This window comes from Hymenobacter rubidus, assembly GCF_016734815.1.
GTDB classification, from domain to species: Bacteria; Bacteroidota; Bacteroidia; order Cytophagales; family Hymenobacteraceae; genus Hymenobacter; species Hymenobacter rubidus.
Genome location: NZ_JAERQF010000018.1, coordinates 58,799 through 77,748, shown reverse-complemented (window position 1 = coordinate 77,748; position 18,950 = coordinate 58,799). Strand labels below are relative to the sequence as shown.

Below are 18,950 nucleotides of genomic sequence, written 5' to 3'. Positions count from 1 at the left end.
GTAGAGACGCACATTTGCGTCTCATCGTTGAATGATAATCGCTGAAACGGCACGGACGCCAAGACGCAAATATTGTGTCGCTACACCTCGTAGAATTCCAGCGGCAGGCCGTCAGGGTCAGAAAAGAAAGTGAAGCGGCGGCCGGTCAACTCATCAACCCGGACGGGCTCGCAGGCCACGCCGTGCTGCTCCAGCTGCCGGATGGCGGCGGCCACATCGGGCACGGCAAAGGCCAGGTGGCGCAGGCCGGTGGCCTCGGGGTAGCTGGGGCGCGGTGGCGGGCTGGGGAACGAGAATAACTCGATGACGTACTGGCCATTTACCGCCAGGTCCAGCTTGTAGGAATCCCGGGCGGCGCGGTAGGTTTCGGCCACTATTTCCAGCCCAATGATTTCGGTGTAGAAGCGCTTGGAGACTTCGTAATTGGAAACAATAAGGGCGACGTGGTGCAGGCCAAGTAGTTGAGGCATGGGCAGGAGAGCAGGGCGGTAAGTGGTGAACCTGGAATTGTGGCCGGTTGGTCGGAGCCGAAGGCGGGCGCGAGTTGTAGCGCGAACTTTGTAGTTCGCGTCCCCGCGCCGCTGCAACAACTCGTTTCGGAACGCGAACTACAAAGTTCGCGCTACTGTGCAGCGATGCCGAAACTCTCAGGTGCGAATGATGTCGGTATCGACGGGCACGTAGCCCAATAGGCGGCTCATGCTCAGCACCTGGCCTTTGTGGTGAAATTCGTGCGTAAGCGTGTGGGTGAACAGCTGCAGCGGCGTGAACTCCTGCGGCTGCGCCCGGCGCGGCAGCACGAAAAGCGTCGGCTCCAGCCACGCTCCGGCGTAGTGCTGGCAGAACCCGGCCACCAGCGCATCTACGCCCGCAAATGCGGCGCGCACGGCTGCCACATCGGGCACGGTTTCGGGTTGCAGGTTTGCGGCCGCCCGGCGCAGCCCAACATGGCCCAGCCAGTGGTGATAGCAGCCGGCCACGTGCACCAGCAGGTCGCGAATGTTGCCGCCGTTCATTTCGGCCACCGGCGCAGTGAAGTGAGCGGGAGCGAGCGTGGCGCAGTAGTCCAGCAAAACCGCGCGGGCGCTGGTTACAAGCGCGTATTGTTGCGAAAAAGCCGCGTCCATAGCGAGATTAATAAACAGGCCAAACGCCGCAAACCAGCGCCGTTTCCCGGAAGAAAAGGCTCCAATTTGCGGCGCAAAACTTGGTTTTGAAAAGGAATTAGTTGGCCGCGCTCAGCAGCTTGCCGAGGGTGCTTTGCAACTCCTCGCCGCGCAGGTTGGTAGCCACGATTTTGCCCTGCGGGTCGAGCAGGAAGTTCTGCGGGATGGCCTGCACGCCGTATTCCTGGGCGGCGGCGTTGCTCCAGAATTTCAGGTCCGACACGTGGGTCCAGGTCAGGCCGTCCTTCTCAATGGCGCGCACCCAGGCCTCACGGGCGCCTTCCTTGTCCAGTGACACGCCAAGCACGGTGAAGCCTTTGTCCTTGAACTGGTTGTAGGCGCGTACCACGTTGGGGTTTTCTTGGCGGCAGGGGCCGCACCAGCTGGCCCAGAAATCAATCAGCACGTACTTGCCGCGCAGGCTGCTCAGCTTCACGGGCACGTTGTCGGGGGTGTTCTGGGTGAAGTCGGGGGCCACTGCCCCCACGGCCACGCGCTGCAGGCGCTTGATTTGCTCGGCGATGCGCTGGCCCCGCGTCGAGTTGCGCAAGTTGGCGCTCAGGCCCTGGTAGAGCGCCGCATACGGCCCCACTTCGGGCACCGACCCGCCCACATCCTGCAGCACAAACAAGCTGTAGCGCGTATCGGGGTGGGCTTTTATGTAGGCGGTGCGAATGGTTTTCTGCTCGGCTTCAATGGGCTCAAGCTTGGCTTCGAGCTGCTTCACGTAGGCTGGGTCTTTGCGGGTGGCCTCGGGCTGGGCGCGGTATTCCTTAATATAAGCTTCGTACCGGTCGTCCGACGATTTTAGCGAGGCCGTCAGCTTGGCGTTTTCGTCGTTGAGCGGCGTTCCGTGCACGGTGGCTTTCGTCGCCGAGTCGGGCGTGCTGATGGCAATGGTGCCTTGCTCCACGAAGAAAAACTCCTTGCTCGCGTCCTTCGATTTGGCCAGGGAAGTACCGTTGTGGCTGAGGATGAGCGTGGCACGTCCCGGCTCGGGCACCGCGCCCTTGAACTCGAAACGCCCGTTCTTCACGGCCGCCGAATCGACTACCCACTTTTGCGCCAGCACGTAGCGCAGGTAGGCTTTGGTGACGGCCGCCTTGGTGCCCACGGTGCCTTTCACCACAAAATTTTCGGCGGGGGCCTGCGCCTGGGCCAGGGCGGGCAGCAGCGCCAGCGCGCCGTACAGAAGCTTTTTCATAAAAATAGAAAAGAAGGAAATGAAGTTGGAATGGGATGTCGGCTCAGCGGCAAAGGTTGCTTTGAGCCACCCCAAACGGCCCGGTTAAACGTCCTAAAGATAGCCGAACCTCTAGGCGTGAAGCCGCCGCTGCTATTCGCTCACCCAGCGCGTCTTATCATGTATCGGCCCACGCTGGCCGGGCGCTGAAGGCACCTCAATGTAGCCCAGCTGGAAGAAGCCCAACAGCCGGTCGTCGGGTCCGAGCCCGAAAAAGGCTTTGGCCTCTTCGGTGTAGGTGATGCCGCCGCTGCTCCAGTAGCCACCCAGGCCGTAGGCGTGGGCTGTGAGGTGGAGGTTTTGCACGGCGCAGGCCACAGCCTCGATTTCCTCGATTTCGGGCAGGCGCGGCTCGGTGCGCTTCATGGCGATGGCGATGACGTGCGAGCACTGCGGCGGGTTGTTGCGCAGGTTGGCATGCTTGCCGGCTTTGTAGGCCGGGCCGGCCGTTTGCTCATACAAATCGGCTTGAAATTCAGCCAGCTTTACTAAGCCCGCGCCCGTGAACACGACGAAGCGCCAAGGCTCTGTTTGCTTGTGGCTGGGCGCCCAGTTGGCGTTTTCCAATAGCTGCCAGATGATGTCGTCGGGAATGACGCGGCCGGGCACAAACTGCGGAATAAACGTGCTGCGCCGCGTCCGGATAAGGCGGTTGATTTGTTCGGTATCGAAAAATTCCTGCATGCAGAAGGGAAATGGTCCAGCGTTTCAACTGCCTGGGCAGGCAGAAGTTTGGCCCGGTGGCCGGCCTGCCGCAGCCGAAAGCTAGGCCACGCGAAGCGCTTGGCTGGCGGGTAGCCACTTGGGGCAGCGGCACACGGCGCAGGCATGGGCGGCAGCCGGCGTTAGCGCGGCGGTCTGGCCGCAGTCGGTGCAGGCGTAGGTGCCGGGCTGTTCGATGTGGGTGAGGGCATGTTCCAGCGGCTCCGGCAAGATGGGCAGGCCGGGCCGCACCTCGTCGTCGGGGTAAAAAAAAGCGCTGATTTGGCCCGTGGCTTCAATGTAGGCGAGGCGCACCTGCCCCAGATGCGCTACCTGCAGCTGGCGCAGTTCGCCGAATAACTCCTTGTGGGTCAGGTTCTGTTTGCGCAGGGCTTCGTGCACAATAGCGCCATCGGCCACCAGCCGCACCGGCTTGCCCTCCAGCCAGTCGCTGAAGCGGGGATAGGCTTCGGTGAGGCGGTTGAGCAGCACATAAATCAGCATCACCACCACAAACACCACCGCAATGTGCGCCAGCGCCACGTCGTGGTAGAACATGGCATCGCCCGAAGCCGAGCCCAGCGCCAGAATGATGCTCAGTTCGAACAGCGACAACTGCCGCACCCCGCGCCGCCCCGTGATGCGCAGGGCCGCCAGCGTGAGCAGGTAGGTGACCGCGCAGCGAAACGCAACCTCGAACAGAAACGCGGGCGGCGCATCGGCCGACCACAGCAGCCGCTGCCAGTCGAAAGGCGTGATGGTATCGGCAAGCAGGGGCATGGCAGGGGAATGAGTGGTCCTGCAACCACTTACTCACTTCTGGCCGATTTGTTCCCACACCTGGTAGCCGTGGGGCGGCAGGGTTACCGGCGCCCCGGCATCTTCCGCGAGGTGCCCGGTGGTCGGGAACACCGCGCGGTAAGAGCCCGCGCCGGCCGGCAACGCAAGCGGTTGCGGCTTGTCATGCAAGTTCACCATCACCACCACCGCAGCGTCGCCCTTCCGGCGCTCAAACACCACCGTCCGGGCCGGGCTGGGCACTAGCGTAAACTGCGATTCTGCATCGAAATTGGCCAGCGCCGGGTGCCGCTTCTTCAGCTGCAGCAGCGTCGTGTATAACCCTTGCAGCGGGTAGCCATTCCACGGAATGGTGTCTTTGTCGAAGAAGCGTAGGCGGCGTTTCATGGCCGCTTCCTGGCCGTTGTAGAGCATCGGGATGCCGGGCCACAGGGTGGTGAGCACAGCTTCGGGCACAGCGTTTGCGCCCAGCCGCTCGTACTCGCTGCCATCCCAGGCGTTGATGTCGTGGGTGCTGGTAAAGGTCATCAGGTTCACGCCGCGCGGGTAGAGTTTCCGCTCGGCGGCCCAGTAGTGGGCCAACTCGGCGGTGGGTTTCTGGCCCCGCCCCAAGCTGTCGAGCAGGCCGTGCAGGCGCAGGGCGTAGGTGGCATCGAAGGCTTTTTCGAGCAGGCGCGTGTTGGGGTCAAATTCCTTGCGTGAGATGAAGGTGGGTGGGAACAGCTCATCCCATTCGGCCAGCATGAACACCGGCTTTATCTTCTCCAATTCCTGCCGGGTGTGGTTCCAGAAGTCCGTCGGCACCAGCCCGGCTACGTCGCAGCGGAAGCCGTCGAGGTCGGCGGTTTTCACCCAGTAGGCCATGGTTTCGGTCATGTACTGGCGCAGGGCGGGCTTCGAGTAATCGAGGTCGATGACGTCCTGCCAGTCGGCCACGGGCGGGCGGAACTGGCCTTTCGCGTCGCGGGTGTACCAGTCGGGGTGCTCGGTGGTGAGGTTGCTGTCCCAGGCCGTGTGGTTGGCCACCCAGTCCAGAATGACGTGCATACCGAGGCGGTGAGCAGTGTTTACGTAGTGCTGCACATCGGCCAGCGAGCCCAGGTCGGGGTTCACCGCGCGGTAGTCGCGCACCGAGTAGGCGCTGCCCAGCGTGCCCTTGCGGTGGCTGCGACCGATGGGGTTTATCGGCATCAGCCACAAAATGCCCACGCCCATTTTCTGTAGGCGCGGCAGGTCGGCCTCGGCCGCCCGAAACGTGCCCTGCGGTGTGTACTGGCGCACATTCACCTGGTAAATGGTGGCGTGGCGCGCCCACGCCGGATGCCGTATGGTGAAGGCCGCCGAGTCGAGCGCGGCAGGCGGCACGGCAACCGTGGCCGTTTCGGGAGGCGACTTGGTGCCGGACTGGCAGGCCCCCAGAAACAGCAGGGGCACTAGCAGCGCCCGCAAGGGGCGGAAAGAAGCAGGATGGGACATGGCGAAAGGTAAGAAACGGGGGATTATCTGATGCGAAAAAAGAACGTCATGCTGAGCGCAGTCGAAGCATCTCTACCGTGGAAGTAATTTGATTTACTGCTGCACGCGAGATGCTTCGACTGCGCTCAGCATGACGTTTAGTACTCACGCCTAACAACGCCTTCAGCCCAGCTACAGAATCGGCGGCGACCTTCGCAGCTATTGGTTTCACCCTAACTGCCTTTTCCGTGAAAAACCTGTTGCTGGCGGCCCCCCTGGCCCTTCTTCACTTCCATTGCCCGGCGCAGGCCCAGGCGGCGCTGGTGCCGCCCACGCCCTACCGGCTGCTCAACACCATCTCCATCGGGGGCGAGGGTGGCTGGGACTACCTCTCGGTGGACCCCGCCGGCGAGCGGCTCTACGTGTCGCACGGCACCCAAGTGGAGGTAATTGATTTGACCACCCACAAGCTGGTGGGCGCCATCCCGAACACGCCCGGCGTGCACGGCATCGAAGTGGTGCCCGGCGCGGGGCGCGGCTACATCACCTGCGGGCGCAACAGCACCTGCGTGGTGTTCGACGTGAAAACCCTGAAGCCCATCGGCGCGCCCATTCCCACCGGGCCCAAGCCCGACGCGCTGCTCTACGATGCCTTCTCGAAGCGTGTGTTCATCTTCAGCAACGACGGCGGCAAAAGCACCGTGCTCGACGCCAGCACCGGCGCCGTGGTGGGCACCGCCGAACTGGGCGGCGACGTGGAAGCCTCCGCCACCGACGGCAAAGGCCATATTTTCGTCAATCTGGAAGACAAGAGCGAGGTCGTCGAGTTCGATGCCAAAACCCTGGCCGTGCTGCGGCGCACCTCGGTGAAGCCAGGCGAAGAGCCCACCGGCCTGGGCTACGACCCCAAAGCCAACCGCCTCTTCAGCGGCTGCGCCAACGAGAAGCTGGTGATTACCGACAGCAAAACCGGCAAGCAGGTGGCCGTGCTGCCCACCGCCAAGGGCACCGACGGCGCCGTATTCGACCCCAGCGCCAACAACGTGGTGGTGTCGAACGGCTCGGGCACGTTCACCGTCATTCACCAGGACTCGCCCACCAAGTACAGTGTGGTGGCCAGCGTACCCACCGCCCGCGGCGCCCGCACCGTGGCCATCGACCCGAAAACGCACCACCTCTTCACCGCCACCGCCGACTACGGCCCCACGCCGGCGCCCACCCCCGAAAACCCGCGCCCCCGGCCCAGCATCGTGCCCGGCACGTTTCGGGTGCTGGAGTTTGGGAAGTAAAGCTACTGGGTAACCTCAAGTTGTAATCGCCCGTCATGCAGAGCGCAGCGAAGCATCTCGCGTGTGGTAGTGACTCAATCGCAGTAATTGCTTGAGCACGCGAGATGCTTCGCTGCGCTCTGCATGACAGCCTTTTCTTCTAAAAACTTACCTGCTTAATGCCCACCTTCTGGCTCCGCCTCCGTCATGCCCTGCGAGTGCACCGGGTGCTGCTGCTGGCCCTGCTGGCGGGCCTGGTGCTGCCCTGGGTGGTGTTTGTGAACGTGGCCGAGGACATTTGGGAGTCGGGCGGCTTCATTGGCGACAAGGCCATTCTGGAGTTTTTGCACGCGCACGCCACGCCGGGGCTCGACCGGCTGGCGCTGGGCTTCACCGCCGCCGGCGACCCATTGCCCATGAGTATTGCGGCCACGGTGCTCACGCTAGGGCTGGCCGTGTGGGGTACCCGCTCGCAGGCGTGGTTTTTCGGGCCGTCGGTGGGCGGGGCCATGCTGCTGAACTTGCTGGTGAAGGTGCTGTTTGCCCGGCCCCGCCCGGCGCTGTGGCTGAGCATTAAGCCGGCGTTTTACTACAGCTTCCCGAGTGGGCACGCCATGGGCGCGGCGGCCGTGGCCACGGCGCTGGGCTTTTTGTTGTGGCAGCACCGCGGCCACTGGCTAGCCTGGGCGGCGGGGCCGCTGTTTGCGCTGGGCGTGGGCTGGAGCCGCATGTACCTGGGCGTGCATTTCCCCTCCGATGTGCTGGCCGGCTGGACGGGCGCGGTGGGCTGGGTGGCGGGCCTGCACCTGCTGTTTTCGCCCGAGTTCCACGAGCTGCGGCGGCTGTGGCGCGAGGCCCTGCACCGCCGCCTGCCCACCGTAGTGGCCGCCCCCCGCGAGGCGCCGCGCCCGGCGGCGTAGCGTTGCCAGGCGCTTACTTGCCGCCGTTTTCCCGCCGCCTTTCTTCGCTATGCCCTTGCCTTCCTCTTCTGATTTCGGGATAATGCCCCGGCCCAGCCGGCTGCTGCCGGGGCTACTGCTGGCTTGGGGCGTAGTGGGGTGGCTGGCGCTGGCCGTGCTGCGGTCCGGCGGGCTGCCCTGGGATGCGCCGATGCTGCTGTTCTGGCACCGCCACGCCACGCCCGCGCTCGATGCGCTGGCCGTGTTCCTCACCGCCATCGGCAATACCTGGCCGATGGTAGGCGTGGGCGTATTGATGCTGCTGGCACTGGTCTGGCGGCGGCAGTGGCGGGCAGCGGCGGGGTGGGCGCTGTCGGTGGGCGGCTCGATGCTGCTGACGCAAGTCATCAAGGCGCTGGTGGCGCGGCCCCGGCCGGTGCTGTGGGTCAGCATTCGGCCGGAAACCACGTTCAGCTTTCCCAGTGGGCACGCCATGGACACGGCGGCCATTGCCACGGCCCTTGTTTTCCTGAGCTGGCGCGGGCGCGGCCACTGGCTGGTTGGGACGTTGGGCCTGCTGTTTTCATTGGCCGTGGGCTGGGCCCGCATGTACCTGGGCGTGCACAATCCTTCCGATGTGCTGGCCGGCTGGTGCGCCGCCGTGGGCTGGGTGCTGCTGGTGCAGCTGTTCATGCCAACTGGGCGGCTGTATCTTGCGGCTATGAAACCCTTCGTTCTACTCGCGCTGCTAGGCGTTGGCGGGCTGGCGGCCTGCTCTAAAGATGCGCCGGAGTCGCCGCCGGTGCCCGCCACTTCCGTTGTATACACGGATGGAGGCGGCAAAACAACCGCGCTGACAGCGGTTCGGGCCTCACTCGGCACGCCGCCACCTTCGGCCTCCGGGCAGCAGCGGCGCATGCTGGTGCTGCGCTCCGACTTGCCCGATGGCACCACCCTGGAGCTGCTTTATTACTACGTGGGCAGCGGTTTTCCCAGCACCACCGGCCCGGTGCGGCTCGATGAGTTCGTGCAATCAGCCAACTATCCCATTGGCGGCAATGCCAACGGCGGCACCTATTTTGGTGGCACCGCCACGAGCACGCTCACCGTCGACAGCGTGACGCCGGCCGTTTGCAGCGGGACGTTTGCCGGGCCCGTGACAATGGGTGGCCCCAGCGTGCGCCTGGTGTTCCAGCGGGTACCGCTGTAGCCTGCGCCATGGGCTCACCGGCCGGCATTAGGGTTCGGATTGGTGGCCTCGTACCAAAAGCAGCGCGCGCCGCCTTCGGTAAACTCATTGCCTTCCCGCAGGCCTATTTTGGTTAGAATGCGGCGCGAGCCCAGGTTTTCTGCATCTGCATAGGCGCAGATGCGGGGCAAATGCAACGTTTGAAATCCATAATCAAGCCAGGCCTGCGCGGCCTCGTAGCCGTAGCCCTGCCGCCAGAACTGCGGCCGAAAGCGGTAGCCAAGGTCGTAGAAATCGTGCTGGCCGTTTACGGGGCCGGCCACCCGCTTTAGCCCAGCCCAACCCATAAACTCGCCGGTGGCGCGCAGCACCACCGCCCAGCGCCCGATACCATTGGCCGCGTATTGCGCCTGAATGAAGCGAATGGTTTCGACACTCTGAGCTAGCTCGGTCACCATTTGCCCGCCCACGCCGCCCAGGTAGCGGTGCACGGCCGGGTCCGAATCGAGGGCAAACATGCCCGGCGCGTCGTCGGCCGTGAGGGGGCGGAAATGCAGGCGGGCGCAGTCAAATGGTTGCATAAAATGGGGTTTGCCCACGCTTCAGATTGTGCCTGTTAGCGCGGTTCCGGCGCAAGTTGCAAGGCTATTTCGTCACAATTAACCGCTGGTGCTGGCCCGCCGCCTCCGCCACATACACGCCGGGCGGCACGGGCTGGTGAGCCTCGTCGCGGGCATCCCAGGGCAGGGCATGGGGGCCGGAGCCAGCCGCAAGCTCCAGGGTGCGCACCACGCCGCCCTGAGCGTTGCGGATGCGCAATTGCGTCGGGGTTGCCCGCTGCGCTTCGTAACGGGTATAGCGCAAGGTGGTGCCGCCAGTGCCAAAACTGCGGCTGTCCGGGGCTTCCAGCGTCAGGACTTCGGGGGCGGAATCGGGCGCGGTGGCGGTAAGAATCTTCAAGCCGCGGATGTTCACGGCCACGCCGGCATTCATCAGGAAATGGATTTCCAGCTCGTGCTTCGCGGGGTCGAACGAAAAGCCTTCGGCCGGCACGGGCTTTTCATCGAAGTAAATAGCCGTCGGCGGGGCCGCCACCCGCTGCACCAGCAGCCGCACAAACCGAAACACCGGCTGCCCAGGGTACTCGCCGTTGCTGCTCAGAATAATATCGGTTTGGGTGGGCGTGCAGAAGCCGCGCATGGTCAGCGTCTCGTACTGATGCCGGGCCAGCGCCTGCGCCGAGTGCCCGTCGTCGTCGTACATCGTAAACTCCGATTCCGAACTGCTCGGGTCGGGGTAGTAGCGCAGCAGCAGCGTATCGGGGCGGTATAGCGCCGTGCTGGGCCGGTAGGCCGTCATCGGCAGGAAGGCCCCGGCCCGCACCAGCAGCGGCGCATGGGCCAGCGGCGCCGGCACGCCCACGGTGCGGTCGCCGGCGTAGGTGTGGTTGGTATAGAAATCAATCCAGTTGCCGCTGGGCAGCGTCACGTTGCGCCGCCGCTGGCTGGGGTTGAGCACGGGCGCCACCAGCAGATTGGGGCCGAGCAAGTACTGCGTATTGGGCGCTTCGCTTAATGAAGAATGAGGAATTAGGAATGAAGAATTGGGAACACCCGCTAATTCCTCATTCTTCATTCCTGATTCCTCATTAAACAACGCGTCATAGTTCATGCTGCGCACCAGCGGTGCGCCCTTCGTCGTGTTCTGCCAGGCCAGCGTGTAGAGGTAGGGCAGCAGCTGGTAGCGCAGCTGCACGGCGTCGCGCACGCTGCCCTTGTAAGGGTCGGGATAATAGTACGGTTCGGGGGGCACGCCCTCGCCGTGCGGGCGCAGGATGGGGCAGAGGCTGGCCATTTGCAGCCAGCGTGTATACAGCTCCGGGTCGATGCCGCCCACGCAGAAGCCGCCCGCGTCGGAGTGCATGTAGCCCACGCCGCCCTGGCCCATGCCCAGCATCACGGGCACCTGGGCGCGGTAGCCGCTCCAGGAGCGGTTGATGTCGCCCGACCACGGAAACACGCTGTTGCGCTGTAGTCCCGCCCAGCCCGAACGCGCCAGGTTGAACACCCGCTCCTCGGGAAAATCGCGGGCATATCCCTCGGTGAAGATGCTGGCCCAGCTTTGGCCGTAGGCGTTGTGCACGGCGCGGGCCGACCCGGCTATGTGTTGCATGGCATCGGGATGGTTTTCGGGCTCGCCGAGGTCGCTCCACCAGCCGGCGGCGCCTTCCTGGTGCAGCTTTTTGTAGTAGCCCCACAGCCAGTCGCGAGCCGCGGGCTTGAATACGTCCAGGATGCTGGCCGGCCCGGCCCAGAATGAACCCACCGTGAACGGCCGGCCCGCCGCCGTGGTGCCCACCAGCCCCTGCGTGCGCACGATGGAGTCGTTGCGCGAGGTCCGCATCACGTAGGGCTCCGAAATCAGGATGGTTTTCACGCCCTGCTTATTCAGGCTACTCATCATGCCGGCCGGGTCGGGGAAGTTAGGTTTGTCCCAGCTCAAATCGCCCTGCCGCTTGGTGCCGCCAAACCAGTACAAATCCAGCACCAGCGCATCGAGGGGGAAGTTTTCGCGGCGCATGCGGCTGGTCACGTTCTGCATCTCCACATCGGTTTTGTAGCCGAAGCGGCTCTGAATGAGGCCCAGCGCCCAGCGCGGCGGCAGCGGCTGCCGCCCCGTGAGCGCCGTGTAGCGCTCCAGAATTTCGGCCTGGTTCCGGCCCGTTATCACGAAGTAGCTGAGGGAAGTCAGGCCCTCGCCGCCGTATTCCAGCACGTCCTTATCAGTCTTGCCCAGGTCGAGGTAGCCGGGAGCGTGGTTGTCGAAAAACAGCATGTAACCCCGGCTGCTGAGCACCGTGGGCAGCGTAATGTTCAGGTTGGGTTCGTTGTTTTGGGAGCCGTAGTGCGCCTGGTTGTACAGCTCCAGGCGGTAGCCGCGCCGGTCCACGGGCAGGGCGCGCGAGCCGGTGCCGTACAGCCGTTCGCCCGGCGCGAGGCGGAAGCGCGCGCCCACGCCGCCGGGCTCGGGGCGGGTGGCTGGGGTGGGGGAGGCGGCTTCGCGGCGGAAGGGCCCGGCAGCTTCTGCCACCAGCGTATCGGTGCTACGTACCCCCTCGTCGTGCAGCAGACTTACCCGCAGAGGACTTTTCTGCACGGCCGCCCGCAATCCATCCACTACTGGAAAGCTCAGTGTAGTGGCAGTTTCTTCAAAAGCCACGTCCAATGGCTGTTGCTGGGCTTGCACCACGCTCACGGAACTATCGGCCCGCAGCGCCCGGCCCGCAGTCGAATACGTTACTTTGGTCACGCCCGGGGCCCACCCCTCTACCCGAAGCGCGCTGCCGTCCGTGGCGCGTATCAACAATGTGGTGCCATCGAAGATATGCGACTTATACCGTCCGCCTGGCACGGCCCGCGCCGGCACCACGCGCTGCTTAAATGGGTCGGTAATGGGCCGGTCATTATCGGCCCGCTGGGCGCGCGCGCCGGTACAGAAAAACAGCAGAAACAACACAGCTGCCGTCGCTGGACAAACAGAAAATCGGAAATGTACCTTCATCAAGAACAGGCCGGGTGGGAAGCGGCAAGTTACAGCCGAAGCCCGCAGATGAAGCCTAATTGCAGCCTCGCTTATTTCCGCTTACCAGCCACTTACAGCAGTTTCGGAGTCGGGGTACCGTAGCGCGAACTTTGTAGTTCGCGTCCCTGCGCCAGCCGCTTCGATAAGATGGCCCGGTGACGCGAACTACAAAGTTCGCGCTACTTCCAGCACCTGTATACCGACTTCGAAACCGTTGCAAACCGAACCGCACGCCTGCCCTTGGTTCGACTTTACAGAGCTGCTTCCTATACCTTTGCTCCATGTCGCCCAAGTCCGCAGCTTCTCCGTACGCCGCCGTTTTCATTGATTTCGAAAACGTTTATTATTTCCTCAAAAACCACTTTCACGACCCGCCCGACCTCAACGACATCGTGCTCGACATTGTCCGCAGCCTGCGCGAACAGCTCAGCACGCAAGGGCTCGACAGCCTCATCAGCTACGCCTACGCCGACTTCGAGCGCATGGCCACCGCGCCGCAGGGTGCCCTCTACCTCATGGGCGTGAGCACCCGCAACGTGCTGGGCACCGACCACAAAAACGCCGCCGACATGCAGCTCTGCATCGACGCGCTGGAGGTGATGTACACCCGGCCCGAAATCGGCACGTTCGTGCTCGTGGCCGGCGACCGGGACTACATTCCCGTGCTGCAGCACCTGCGCCGGCAGGCCCGGCAGGTGCTGGTGGCCGGCTTCCGCGAGTCCGTGTCCGGCGACTTGCTCCAGAACATCGGGGCCCAGCAGTTCATCGACGCCCGCGACCTGCTGGCCCCGGAGCGCGTGGCCCAGCTCGAACAACGCCGCGCCGACCGCCAGCGCACCCAGGAAGAAAGCCGCCGGCTGCGTGAGCACGGCACGGTGGGCGTGCCCTCGGCCGCCGCGCTGGCCGCCCGTACCGGCGACGTATCCAAAATGCCGTCCGGGCCCGCGGCTGCTACCAGCACCCCACGGTCCGGAACTCCCGCTGCCGTCAAACGCCCCACGGAGGAGGCCCCCGATTTTTTGCCCAGCCACCCGCTGGCTACCGACGTTGAGCGCCGCACGCTGGCCTTTATGCTGAAGGAGATTCAGAAGCTGGAAGCCAAGCAGCAGCGCCGCGTCACGGAGCTTTGGCTGGGGCCGTTTATGCGGCTGCTCACCGACGAGCTGCCCGAGCTGCCCGACTACGAGCGCCGCGACCAATTGAACCGCCTGCGCGACGCCGGCGCCATCCGTATCGAGAAGCGCGAGGGCGAGCCGCACGCGTTTTCCGTTATCATGGTCAACTACAACCATCCCAACGTGCAGGAACTCCACCCCGGCGAAGAAAACTAGCGGCCCGGCCGGTTATCTTTGGGCGTTGAAGGAGCCGATTTAGTGCTCGCTTCGGCCCCTGTTCCGTTTATTTTTTTCATCTCCACTTCTTCGCTTCATGAGCTTTATTTCCGAAGTAGAATCCAGCATTCGTGTGCTGTTTGACTCCATCAACAACGGTTTCCAGCAGGACCCCGGCACCGGCTTCAACCAGATTGACAACTGGATTTCGCACCTGCGCGCCATCGACCAGCCCGTGCTGCGCCCCATCGTGGCCGAGCTCGAAACCCTGCGCACCCACATCAGCAACAACAACGCCGTTGGCATGGCCCAAGCCTTCCAGAACCTGGGCGAGCTAACGGCCCAGTCGGCCCTGAGCACCCACAGCTTCAGCGGCGAGGGCGACAAAGCCCGCGAAATCAGCCAGAAGCTGATTGCCGCCGCCGGCAACCTGCGCCACTTGGCCAAGGCGCCGGTAGTCAGCTAGAAAAGCAAAAGATTCTAAAAAGAATGTCATGCTGAGCTTGTCGAGGCATCTCTACTGCGCAAGTAATTATTTACTATTGCAATAGAGATGCTTCGACAAGCTCAGCATGACGTTCTTTTTATTCCCTATTCCCTATTCCCTATTCCCGCTAGTACCCCAGCGCGGTATCGTCGCCGCGCGGGTCGGCGCCGCCTTCCAGGGTGCCATCGGGTTGCACATGGATGATGTCGAGCCGACCCCAGGGCAGGGCGGGGTTGAGCTGGTAGCCGCGGGCACGTAGGGTGTCCTGCGCCACGGGCAGCAGAGCGCCGGCTTCTACGTCGAGCAGGTCGGGCATCCACTGGTGGTGCAGGCGCGGAGCCGTCACCACTTGCTGGGCATTCAGGCCGTAGTCGACAATGCCAAGGATGCTTTGCAATACGCTGGTGATGATGGTGCTACCGCCGGGCGTGCCGGTCACCAGCGCGACTTTGCCATTGTGGGTGAGAATGGTCGGCGTCATGCTGCTGAGCATGCGCTTGCCGGGGGCAATGCTGTTGGCCGTGCCGCCGGTGAGGCCGTAAGCGTTGGGCGTGCCGGCTTTGACGGAGAAGTCGTCCATCTCGTTGTTCAGCAGGAAGCCGGCGCCGGGCACCACCACCTTGCTGCCGTAGCCGCCGTTGAGCGTGGTGGTGCAGCTCACAGCATTGCCGAGGGCGTCGATGATGCTGAAATGGGTGGTTTCGTTGCTTTCGTAGCTGGGCAGGTTGGCGCCGGCCACGATGTCGCTGCTGGGCGTGGCCCGGCCGCGCGAGCGCATGGTGCCGGCCCGCTGGCGGTTGTAGTCCACGTCGAGCAGTTTTTGGATGGGCACCAGCCCAAAGTCCGGGTCGCCAAGGTAGGTGGCGCGGTCGGCGTACACGCGGCGCTCGGCTTCGGTGATGTAGTGCACGGCCAGGGGCGTGTGGTAGCCGGCCTGGGCCAGGTCCACGGGCTCCAGCATTTGCAGCATTTGCAGCAGGGCCACTCCGCCGGAGCTGGGCGGCGCCATCGTAATCACGTCGTAATCGCGGTAGCGGCCGCGCAGCGGCTCGCGCCACTTGGCCCGGTAGCTGTCGAGGTCGGCCTGGCTCACGAGGCCGCCGGCGCGCTTCATCTCGTTGAGCAGCAGCCGGGCAGTTTCGCCCCGGTAGAAGCCGGCGCGGCCCTGGTCGCGGATGCGGGTGAGGGTGCGGGCCAACTCAGGCAGGCGCAGGGTGTCGCCGGGCTGCCAGTCGCCGCCGCCGGGACGCACGTAAGCCGGTACGTTGCCGGGGTTGTACTTCTCAAAATCAACCCGCGTCTTGTTGAGGCCGGCGGCCTCCTTGGCCGTGAGCGGGAAGCCTCTGGTGGCCAGGGCCACGGCGGGCTGCAGCAGCGCCGGCCACGACAGCTTGCCCATGAGCTTGTGCAGGGCTACCATGCCGGCCACGGTGCCGGGCGTGCCCACGGCCAGCGGGCCAGCGGTGCTCAGGCCGGGCACCACGTTGCCCTGCTTGTCGAGGTACATATCGCGCGAGGCGGCAGCGGGCGCGGTTTCGCGGAAGTCGAGGGAGCCGGCCGAGCCGTTCCGGTCGCGGTACAACAAAAAGCCGCCGCCGCCAATGTTGCCGGCGGCGGGCAGGGCCACGGCCAGCGCAAACTGTACGGCCACGGCCGCGTCGTAGGCATTGCCGCCGCGCTGCAGGATTTGGGTGCCAATGCGGGAAGCTTCGGGATGGGCCGACACCACCATGGCGTAGCGGGCCAGCTTGGGCGCGGCGGCTTTGGGGGGCGGCGTACCCAGCGACCCTTCAAATGCCCGCGAAGTAGAGGTGACCGGCCGCTCGGCCGAGCAGGCCAGCAGCAATGCCAATGGAATGGTGAACAGACGGTATTTCATCATCGAGCAAAATAACGGTACGATTCCACAGATTGCTACCTGGCGGGGCCAAATAGCCGCCGAGCGGAATAAAATTATGGGCGAAAGCCGGCGGACTGCCGAGTGTTCTCCGGGAAAGGAAGTAGTTTCGGGGCATTGCGTGTGCCGAAAGCCACCCGGTGTGGCCGGTGGCACCGCAGCGCATAGGCTGCGTGCATTGCCACCGGCAAATTATTACTTTTGAGCCAACCCTTTTCCGCATCATGGCCAAGTCGAAACCCACTGCCCCCGCCGCCGTCAAGCTCCAGCGCCCCGCCCCGCTGCCCCTGGTCAAGAGCGACACTTGGCTGACGCCCTACGAGCCCATCCTGCGGGCCCGTATGGCCCGCTTGCAGGCCCGGCTGGCCGAAATCAAGCATTACCACGGCTCTTTGCTGAACTTTGCTACCGCCCACCAGCAGCTGGGCCTGAACCACGACGCCGCCCGCGGCGGCTGGGTGTACCGCGAGTGGGCCCCCGGTGCCGAGGCGCTGTCGCTGGTCGGGGATTTCAACGGCTGGGACCGGCAGGCCACGCCGCTGCACAAGCTGGAATTTGGCGTGTGGGAAGCGTTTTTGCCGGATGCTGAGTTCGACCAGCGCCTTACCCACGGCAGCCGGTTTAAGGTGCACGTGGTGGCCAACGGCCAGGGCAAAGACCGGCTGCCGGCCACCCTGCGTCGCGCCGTGCAGGACGTGAGCACCCGGGATTTTGCCGGCCAGGTTTGGCGGCCCGACACGCCGTTTGTCTGGACCGACCAGAAGTTTAAGCCCGCCAAGGCGGTAGCGGAGCCGCTCATCTACGAGGCCCACGTGGGCATGGCCACCGAGGATGGCCGGGTGGGCTCTTACCGGGAGTTTGCCGAAAATATCCTGCCCCGCATCGAGGCCGGCGGCTACAACACCGTGCAGCTTATGGCCGTGATGGAGCACCCATACTACGGCTCCTTTGGCTACCACGTGGCCAACCTGTTTGCGGCCAGCTCGCGCTTCGGCACGCCCGAAGACCTGAAGTTTCTCGTTAACGAAGCCCACCGCCGCGGCATTGCCGTGCTGCTCGACATCGTGCATTCGCACGCCGTGAAAAACGAGGCCGAAGGCCTGGCCGATTTCGACGGCTCCGGCAACCTTTACTTCCACAAAGGTGCCCGCGGCAACCACCCCGGCTGGGACAGCAAGCTGTTCGACTACGGCCGGCCCGAGGTGCAGCAGTTCCTGCTCAGCAACCTGCGCTTCTGGCTCGAAGAATACCACTTCGACGGCTTCCGCTTCGATGGCGTGACCAGCATGCTCTACCACCATCACGGCGAGGGCGTGGCTTTTATGAGCTACGACAACTACTTCGGCGCGGGGGCCGATGAGGACGCCATTCTGTACCTGCAGCTGGCCACCACCCTGGCCCACGAGTTCAAGAAAGGCGCCTTGCTGGTGGCCGAGGACATGAGCGGCATGCCCGGCCTGTGCCGGCCCACTGTGGAAGGCGGCATCGGGTTCGACTACCGCCTGGCCATGGGCATTCCGGACTATTGGATAAAGCTGCTCAAGCACACGCCCGACGAAAGCTGGCCCCTCGGCAACCTGTGGTACACCCTGGCCAACCGCCGCCTGGGCGAAAAAACCATTGCCTACGCCGAAAGCCACGACCAGGCCCTGGTGGGCGACAAAACCATTGCGCACTGGCTGTTCGATGCCGGGATTTACACCCACATGCAGATTGGCGACCCGGACCCCGCCGCGGCGCGGGCCCTGGCCCTGCACAAGCTCATCCGGCTGCTCACGCTGGCGGCCGGGGGCGAGGGCTACCTCACCTTCATCGGCAACGAATTTGGCCACCCCGAATGGGTCGATTTCCCGCGCGAGGGCAACGGCTGGAGCCACCACTTTGCCCGCCGCCAGTGGAGCCTGGGCGACAACCCCGACCTGAAATTTTACCAGATGGGCGCCTTCGACAAGGCCCTGATTCATCTGGCCAAAAACACCCACCTGCTGGCCGCCGCCCCCGCTCAGCTGCTCAAGCACGACGAAACCAACCAGGTGCTGGCCTTTGCCCGCGCCGGGCTGGTGTTCATCCTAAACTTCCACGTCGAGCGCAGCCTGACGGATTACCGCTTCTGGGTGCCCGAGGAAGGCAAATACCGCGTGGCGCTGTCGTCGGACAACGCCCAGTTCGGCGGCTTCGACCGGCCCGACGAGGCGTTCGAGTACGAGACGTATGAGCACCAGCTAAGCCTCTACGTGCCCAGCCGGGTGGCGCTGGTGCTGGCGCGGGGGTAGGTGGCCCTTTTACGACTATGCCATTGGTTGGGGCGGGCTGTTGCTAAAAAGCAGTTACTATCCAAACCCGGAAATTCAGCCGCAGCGGTGCTGTTTCGGGCACCTGCTGCGTTGAATGGCTTGTCGAAAATTCATTCTGTAATACACTTAAATCATGACGAAAAGAGAGCTTACCCTCGTTGCCTTGACGGTCCTGTTGATGAGCATTCCGCTGGTCATCATGGCGAACAACCAACACCTGCTGGCCGCCCTGCCTTCCTCGGTAGTTGAGTGGAAATCCGTCAAGGCGACGCCCACGAAAGTGGGCGAGAAACGGCAGTTCCTCGACACCCCTACCGAGACCCTCGAAAACCTAGAGATTCACGCTACCACCCTGAACCCAGGCGAGTTTGCGCACCCCGCCCATCAGCACCCGGAAGAGGAGCTGATGATAGTGAAGGAAGGCACCGTGGAAGCCCTCGTGAACGGTGAGCTCAAGCGTGTAGGCCCCGGCTCATTGATTTTTCAGGCGCCGAACAAACTGCACAGCATCCAAAACGTGGGCACTACCCAAGCAACGTATCACGTTCTGAAATGGCGCACGGCTAAAACAGCAGCATCTGCCACCAAACCGTAGCTGACGGGGTCCTGGAGGCAGATTTACGTCATGCCGTCGATGCA

Annotated in this window: 16 protein-coding genes; 7 read left to right on the top strand and 9 right to left on the bottom strand. The window is 64.0% G+C overall.

The window, feature by feature from the left end; translation table 11 throughout:
- Positions 1-80: 80 nt before the first annotated feature.
- The 6 genes from gloA2 to JKL48_RS13430 form a co-directional block, all read right to left on the bottom strand.
- Positions 81-470 (bottom strand): SMU1112c/YaeR family gloxylase I-like metalloprotein, encoded by a 390-nt coding sequence (gene gloA2 / locus JKL48_RS13455; RefSeq protein ID WP_201983286.1) that lies wholly within the window; start codon positions 468-470, stop codon positions 81-83.
- A 177-nt stretch (positions 471-647) separates the two neighbouring features.
- Positions 648-1,127 carry a DinB family protein gene (locus tag JKL48_RS13450; RefSeq protein ID WP_201983283.1) on the bottom strand — a complete coding sequence of 160 codons (480 nt, stop codon included), beginning with the start codon at positions 1,125-1,127 and terminating at the stop codon, positions 648-650.
- 97 nt (positions 1,128-1,224) lie between these two features.
- A complete protein-coding gene (locus JKL48_RS13445) occupies positions 1,225-2,370 on the bottom strand; it encodes a TlpA disulfide reductase family protein (RefSeq protein ID WP_201983281.1) in 1,146 nt (381 codons plus the stop codon).
- 132 nt (positions 2,371-2,502) lie between these two features.
- Positions 2,503-3,093, bottom strand: coding sequence for a nitroreductase family protein (locus JKL48_RS13440; RefSeq protein ID WP_201983279.1), 591 nt, complete (start codon positions 3,091-3,093; stop codon positions 2,503-2,505).
- Positions 3,094-3,174: 81 nt separating this feature from the next.
- Positions 3,175-3,891 carry a DUF421 domain-containing protein gene (locus tag JKL48_RS13435; RefSeq protein WP_201983278.1) on the bottom strand — a complete coding sequence of 239 codons (717 nt, stop codon included), beginning with the start codon at positions 3,889-3,891 and terminating at the stop codon, positions 3,175-3,177.
- Positions 3,892-3,924: 33 nt separating this feature from the next.
- Positions 3,925-5,385 (bottom strand): alpha-amylase family glycosyl hydrolase, encoded by a 1,461-nt coding sequence (locus tag JKL48_RS13430; protein WP_201983276.1) that lies wholly within the window; start codon positions 5,383-5,385, stop codon positions 3,925-3,927.
- A 227-nt stretch (positions 5,386-5,612) separates the two neighbouring features.
- Here JKL48_RS13430 and JKL48_RS13425 point away from each other — a divergent pair, with 227 nt between their 5' ends.
- From JKL48_RS13425 to JKL48_RS13415, 3 genes are all read left to right on the top strand, one after another.
- Entirely contained in the window at positions 5,613-6,653 is a 1,041-nt protein-coding gene (locus tag JKL48_RS13425) for a YncE family protein (RefSeq protein WP_317191939.1), read from the top strand.
- A 158-nt stretch (positions 6,654-6,811) separates the two neighbouring features.
- On the top strand, positions 6,812-7,552 hold the full coding sequence (locus JKL48_RS13420) for a phosphatase PAP2 family protein (protein ID WP_201983274.1): 741 nt from the start codon (positions 6,812-6,814) through the stop codon (positions 7,550-7,552).
- A gap of 49 nt (positions 7,553-7,601) precedes the next feature.
- Positions 7,602-8,741, top strand: coding sequence for a phosphatase PAP2 family protein (locus tag JKL48_RS13415; protein WP_201983272.1), 1,140 nt, complete (start codon positions 7,602-7,604; stop codon positions 8,739-8,741).
- A gap of 14 nt (positions 8,742-8,755) precedes the next feature.
- Here the strand turns inward: JKL48_RS13415 and JKL48_RS13410 are convergent, their stop codons facing one another.
- On the bottom strand, positions 8,756-9,301 hold the full coding sequence (locus JKL48_RS13410; protein ID WP_201983270.1) for a GNAT family N-acetyltransferase: 546 nt from the start codon (positions 9,299-9,301) through the stop codon (positions 8,756-8,758).
- Positions 9,302-9,365: 64 nt separating this feature from the next.
- Positions 9,366-12,236 carry a TIM-barrel domain-containing protein gene (locus JKL48_RS13405; RefSeq protein ID WP_201983268.1) on the bottom strand — a complete coding sequence of 957 codons (2,871 nt, stop codon included), beginning with the start codon at positions 12,234-12,236 and terminating at the stop codon, positions 9,366-9,368.
- A 347-nt stretch (positions 12,237-12,583) separates the two neighbouring features.
- Here JKL48_RS13405 and JKL48_RS13400 point away from each other — a divergent pair, with 347 nt between their 5' ends.
- Positions 12,584-13,633 carry an NYN domain-containing protein gene (locus JKL48_RS13400; protein ID WP_201983266.1) on the top strand — a complete coding sequence of 350 codons (1,050 nt, stop codon included), beginning with the start codon at positions 12,584-12,586 and terminating at the stop codon, positions 13,631-13,633.
- 97 nt (positions 13,634-13,730) lie between these two features.
- Positions 13,731-14,099 (top strand): hypothetical protein, encoded by a 369-nt coding sequence (locus tag JKL48_RS13395; protein WP_201983264.1) that lies wholly within the window; start codon positions 13,731-13,733, stop codon positions 14,097-14,099.
- A 148-nt stretch (positions 14,100-14,247) separates the two neighbouring features.
- Here the strand turns inward: JKL48_RS13395 and ggt are convergent, their stop codons facing one another.
- Complete coding sequence (gene ggt / locus JKL48_RS13390; protein ID WP_317191938.1) at positions 14,248-16,002, bottom strand: gamma-glutamyltransferase; 1,755 nt, start codon at positions 16,000-16,002, stop codon at positions 14,248-14,250.
- A gap of 239 nt (positions 16,003-16,241) precedes the next feature.
- On the opposite strand from ggt, the gene JKL48_RS13385 reads away from it, so the two are divergent.
- Together JKL48_RS13385 and JKL48_RS13380 are read left to right on the top strand one after the other, a co-directional pair.
- Positions 16,242-18,290 carry an alpha amylase C-terminal domain-containing protein gene (locus tag JKL48_RS13385; protein ID WP_201983261.1) on the top strand — a complete coding sequence of 683 codons (2,049 nt, stop codon included), beginning with the start codon at positions 16,242-16,244 and terminating at the stop codon, positions 18,288-18,290.
- Positions 18,291-18,474: 184 nt separating this feature from the next.
- On the top strand, positions 18,475-18,906 hold the full coding sequence (locus tag JKL48_RS13380; RefSeq protein WP_236668784.1) for a cupin domain-containing protein: 432 nt from the start codon (positions 18,475-18,477) through the stop codon (positions 18,904-18,906).
- Positions 18,907-18,950: the final 44 nt, after the last annotated feature.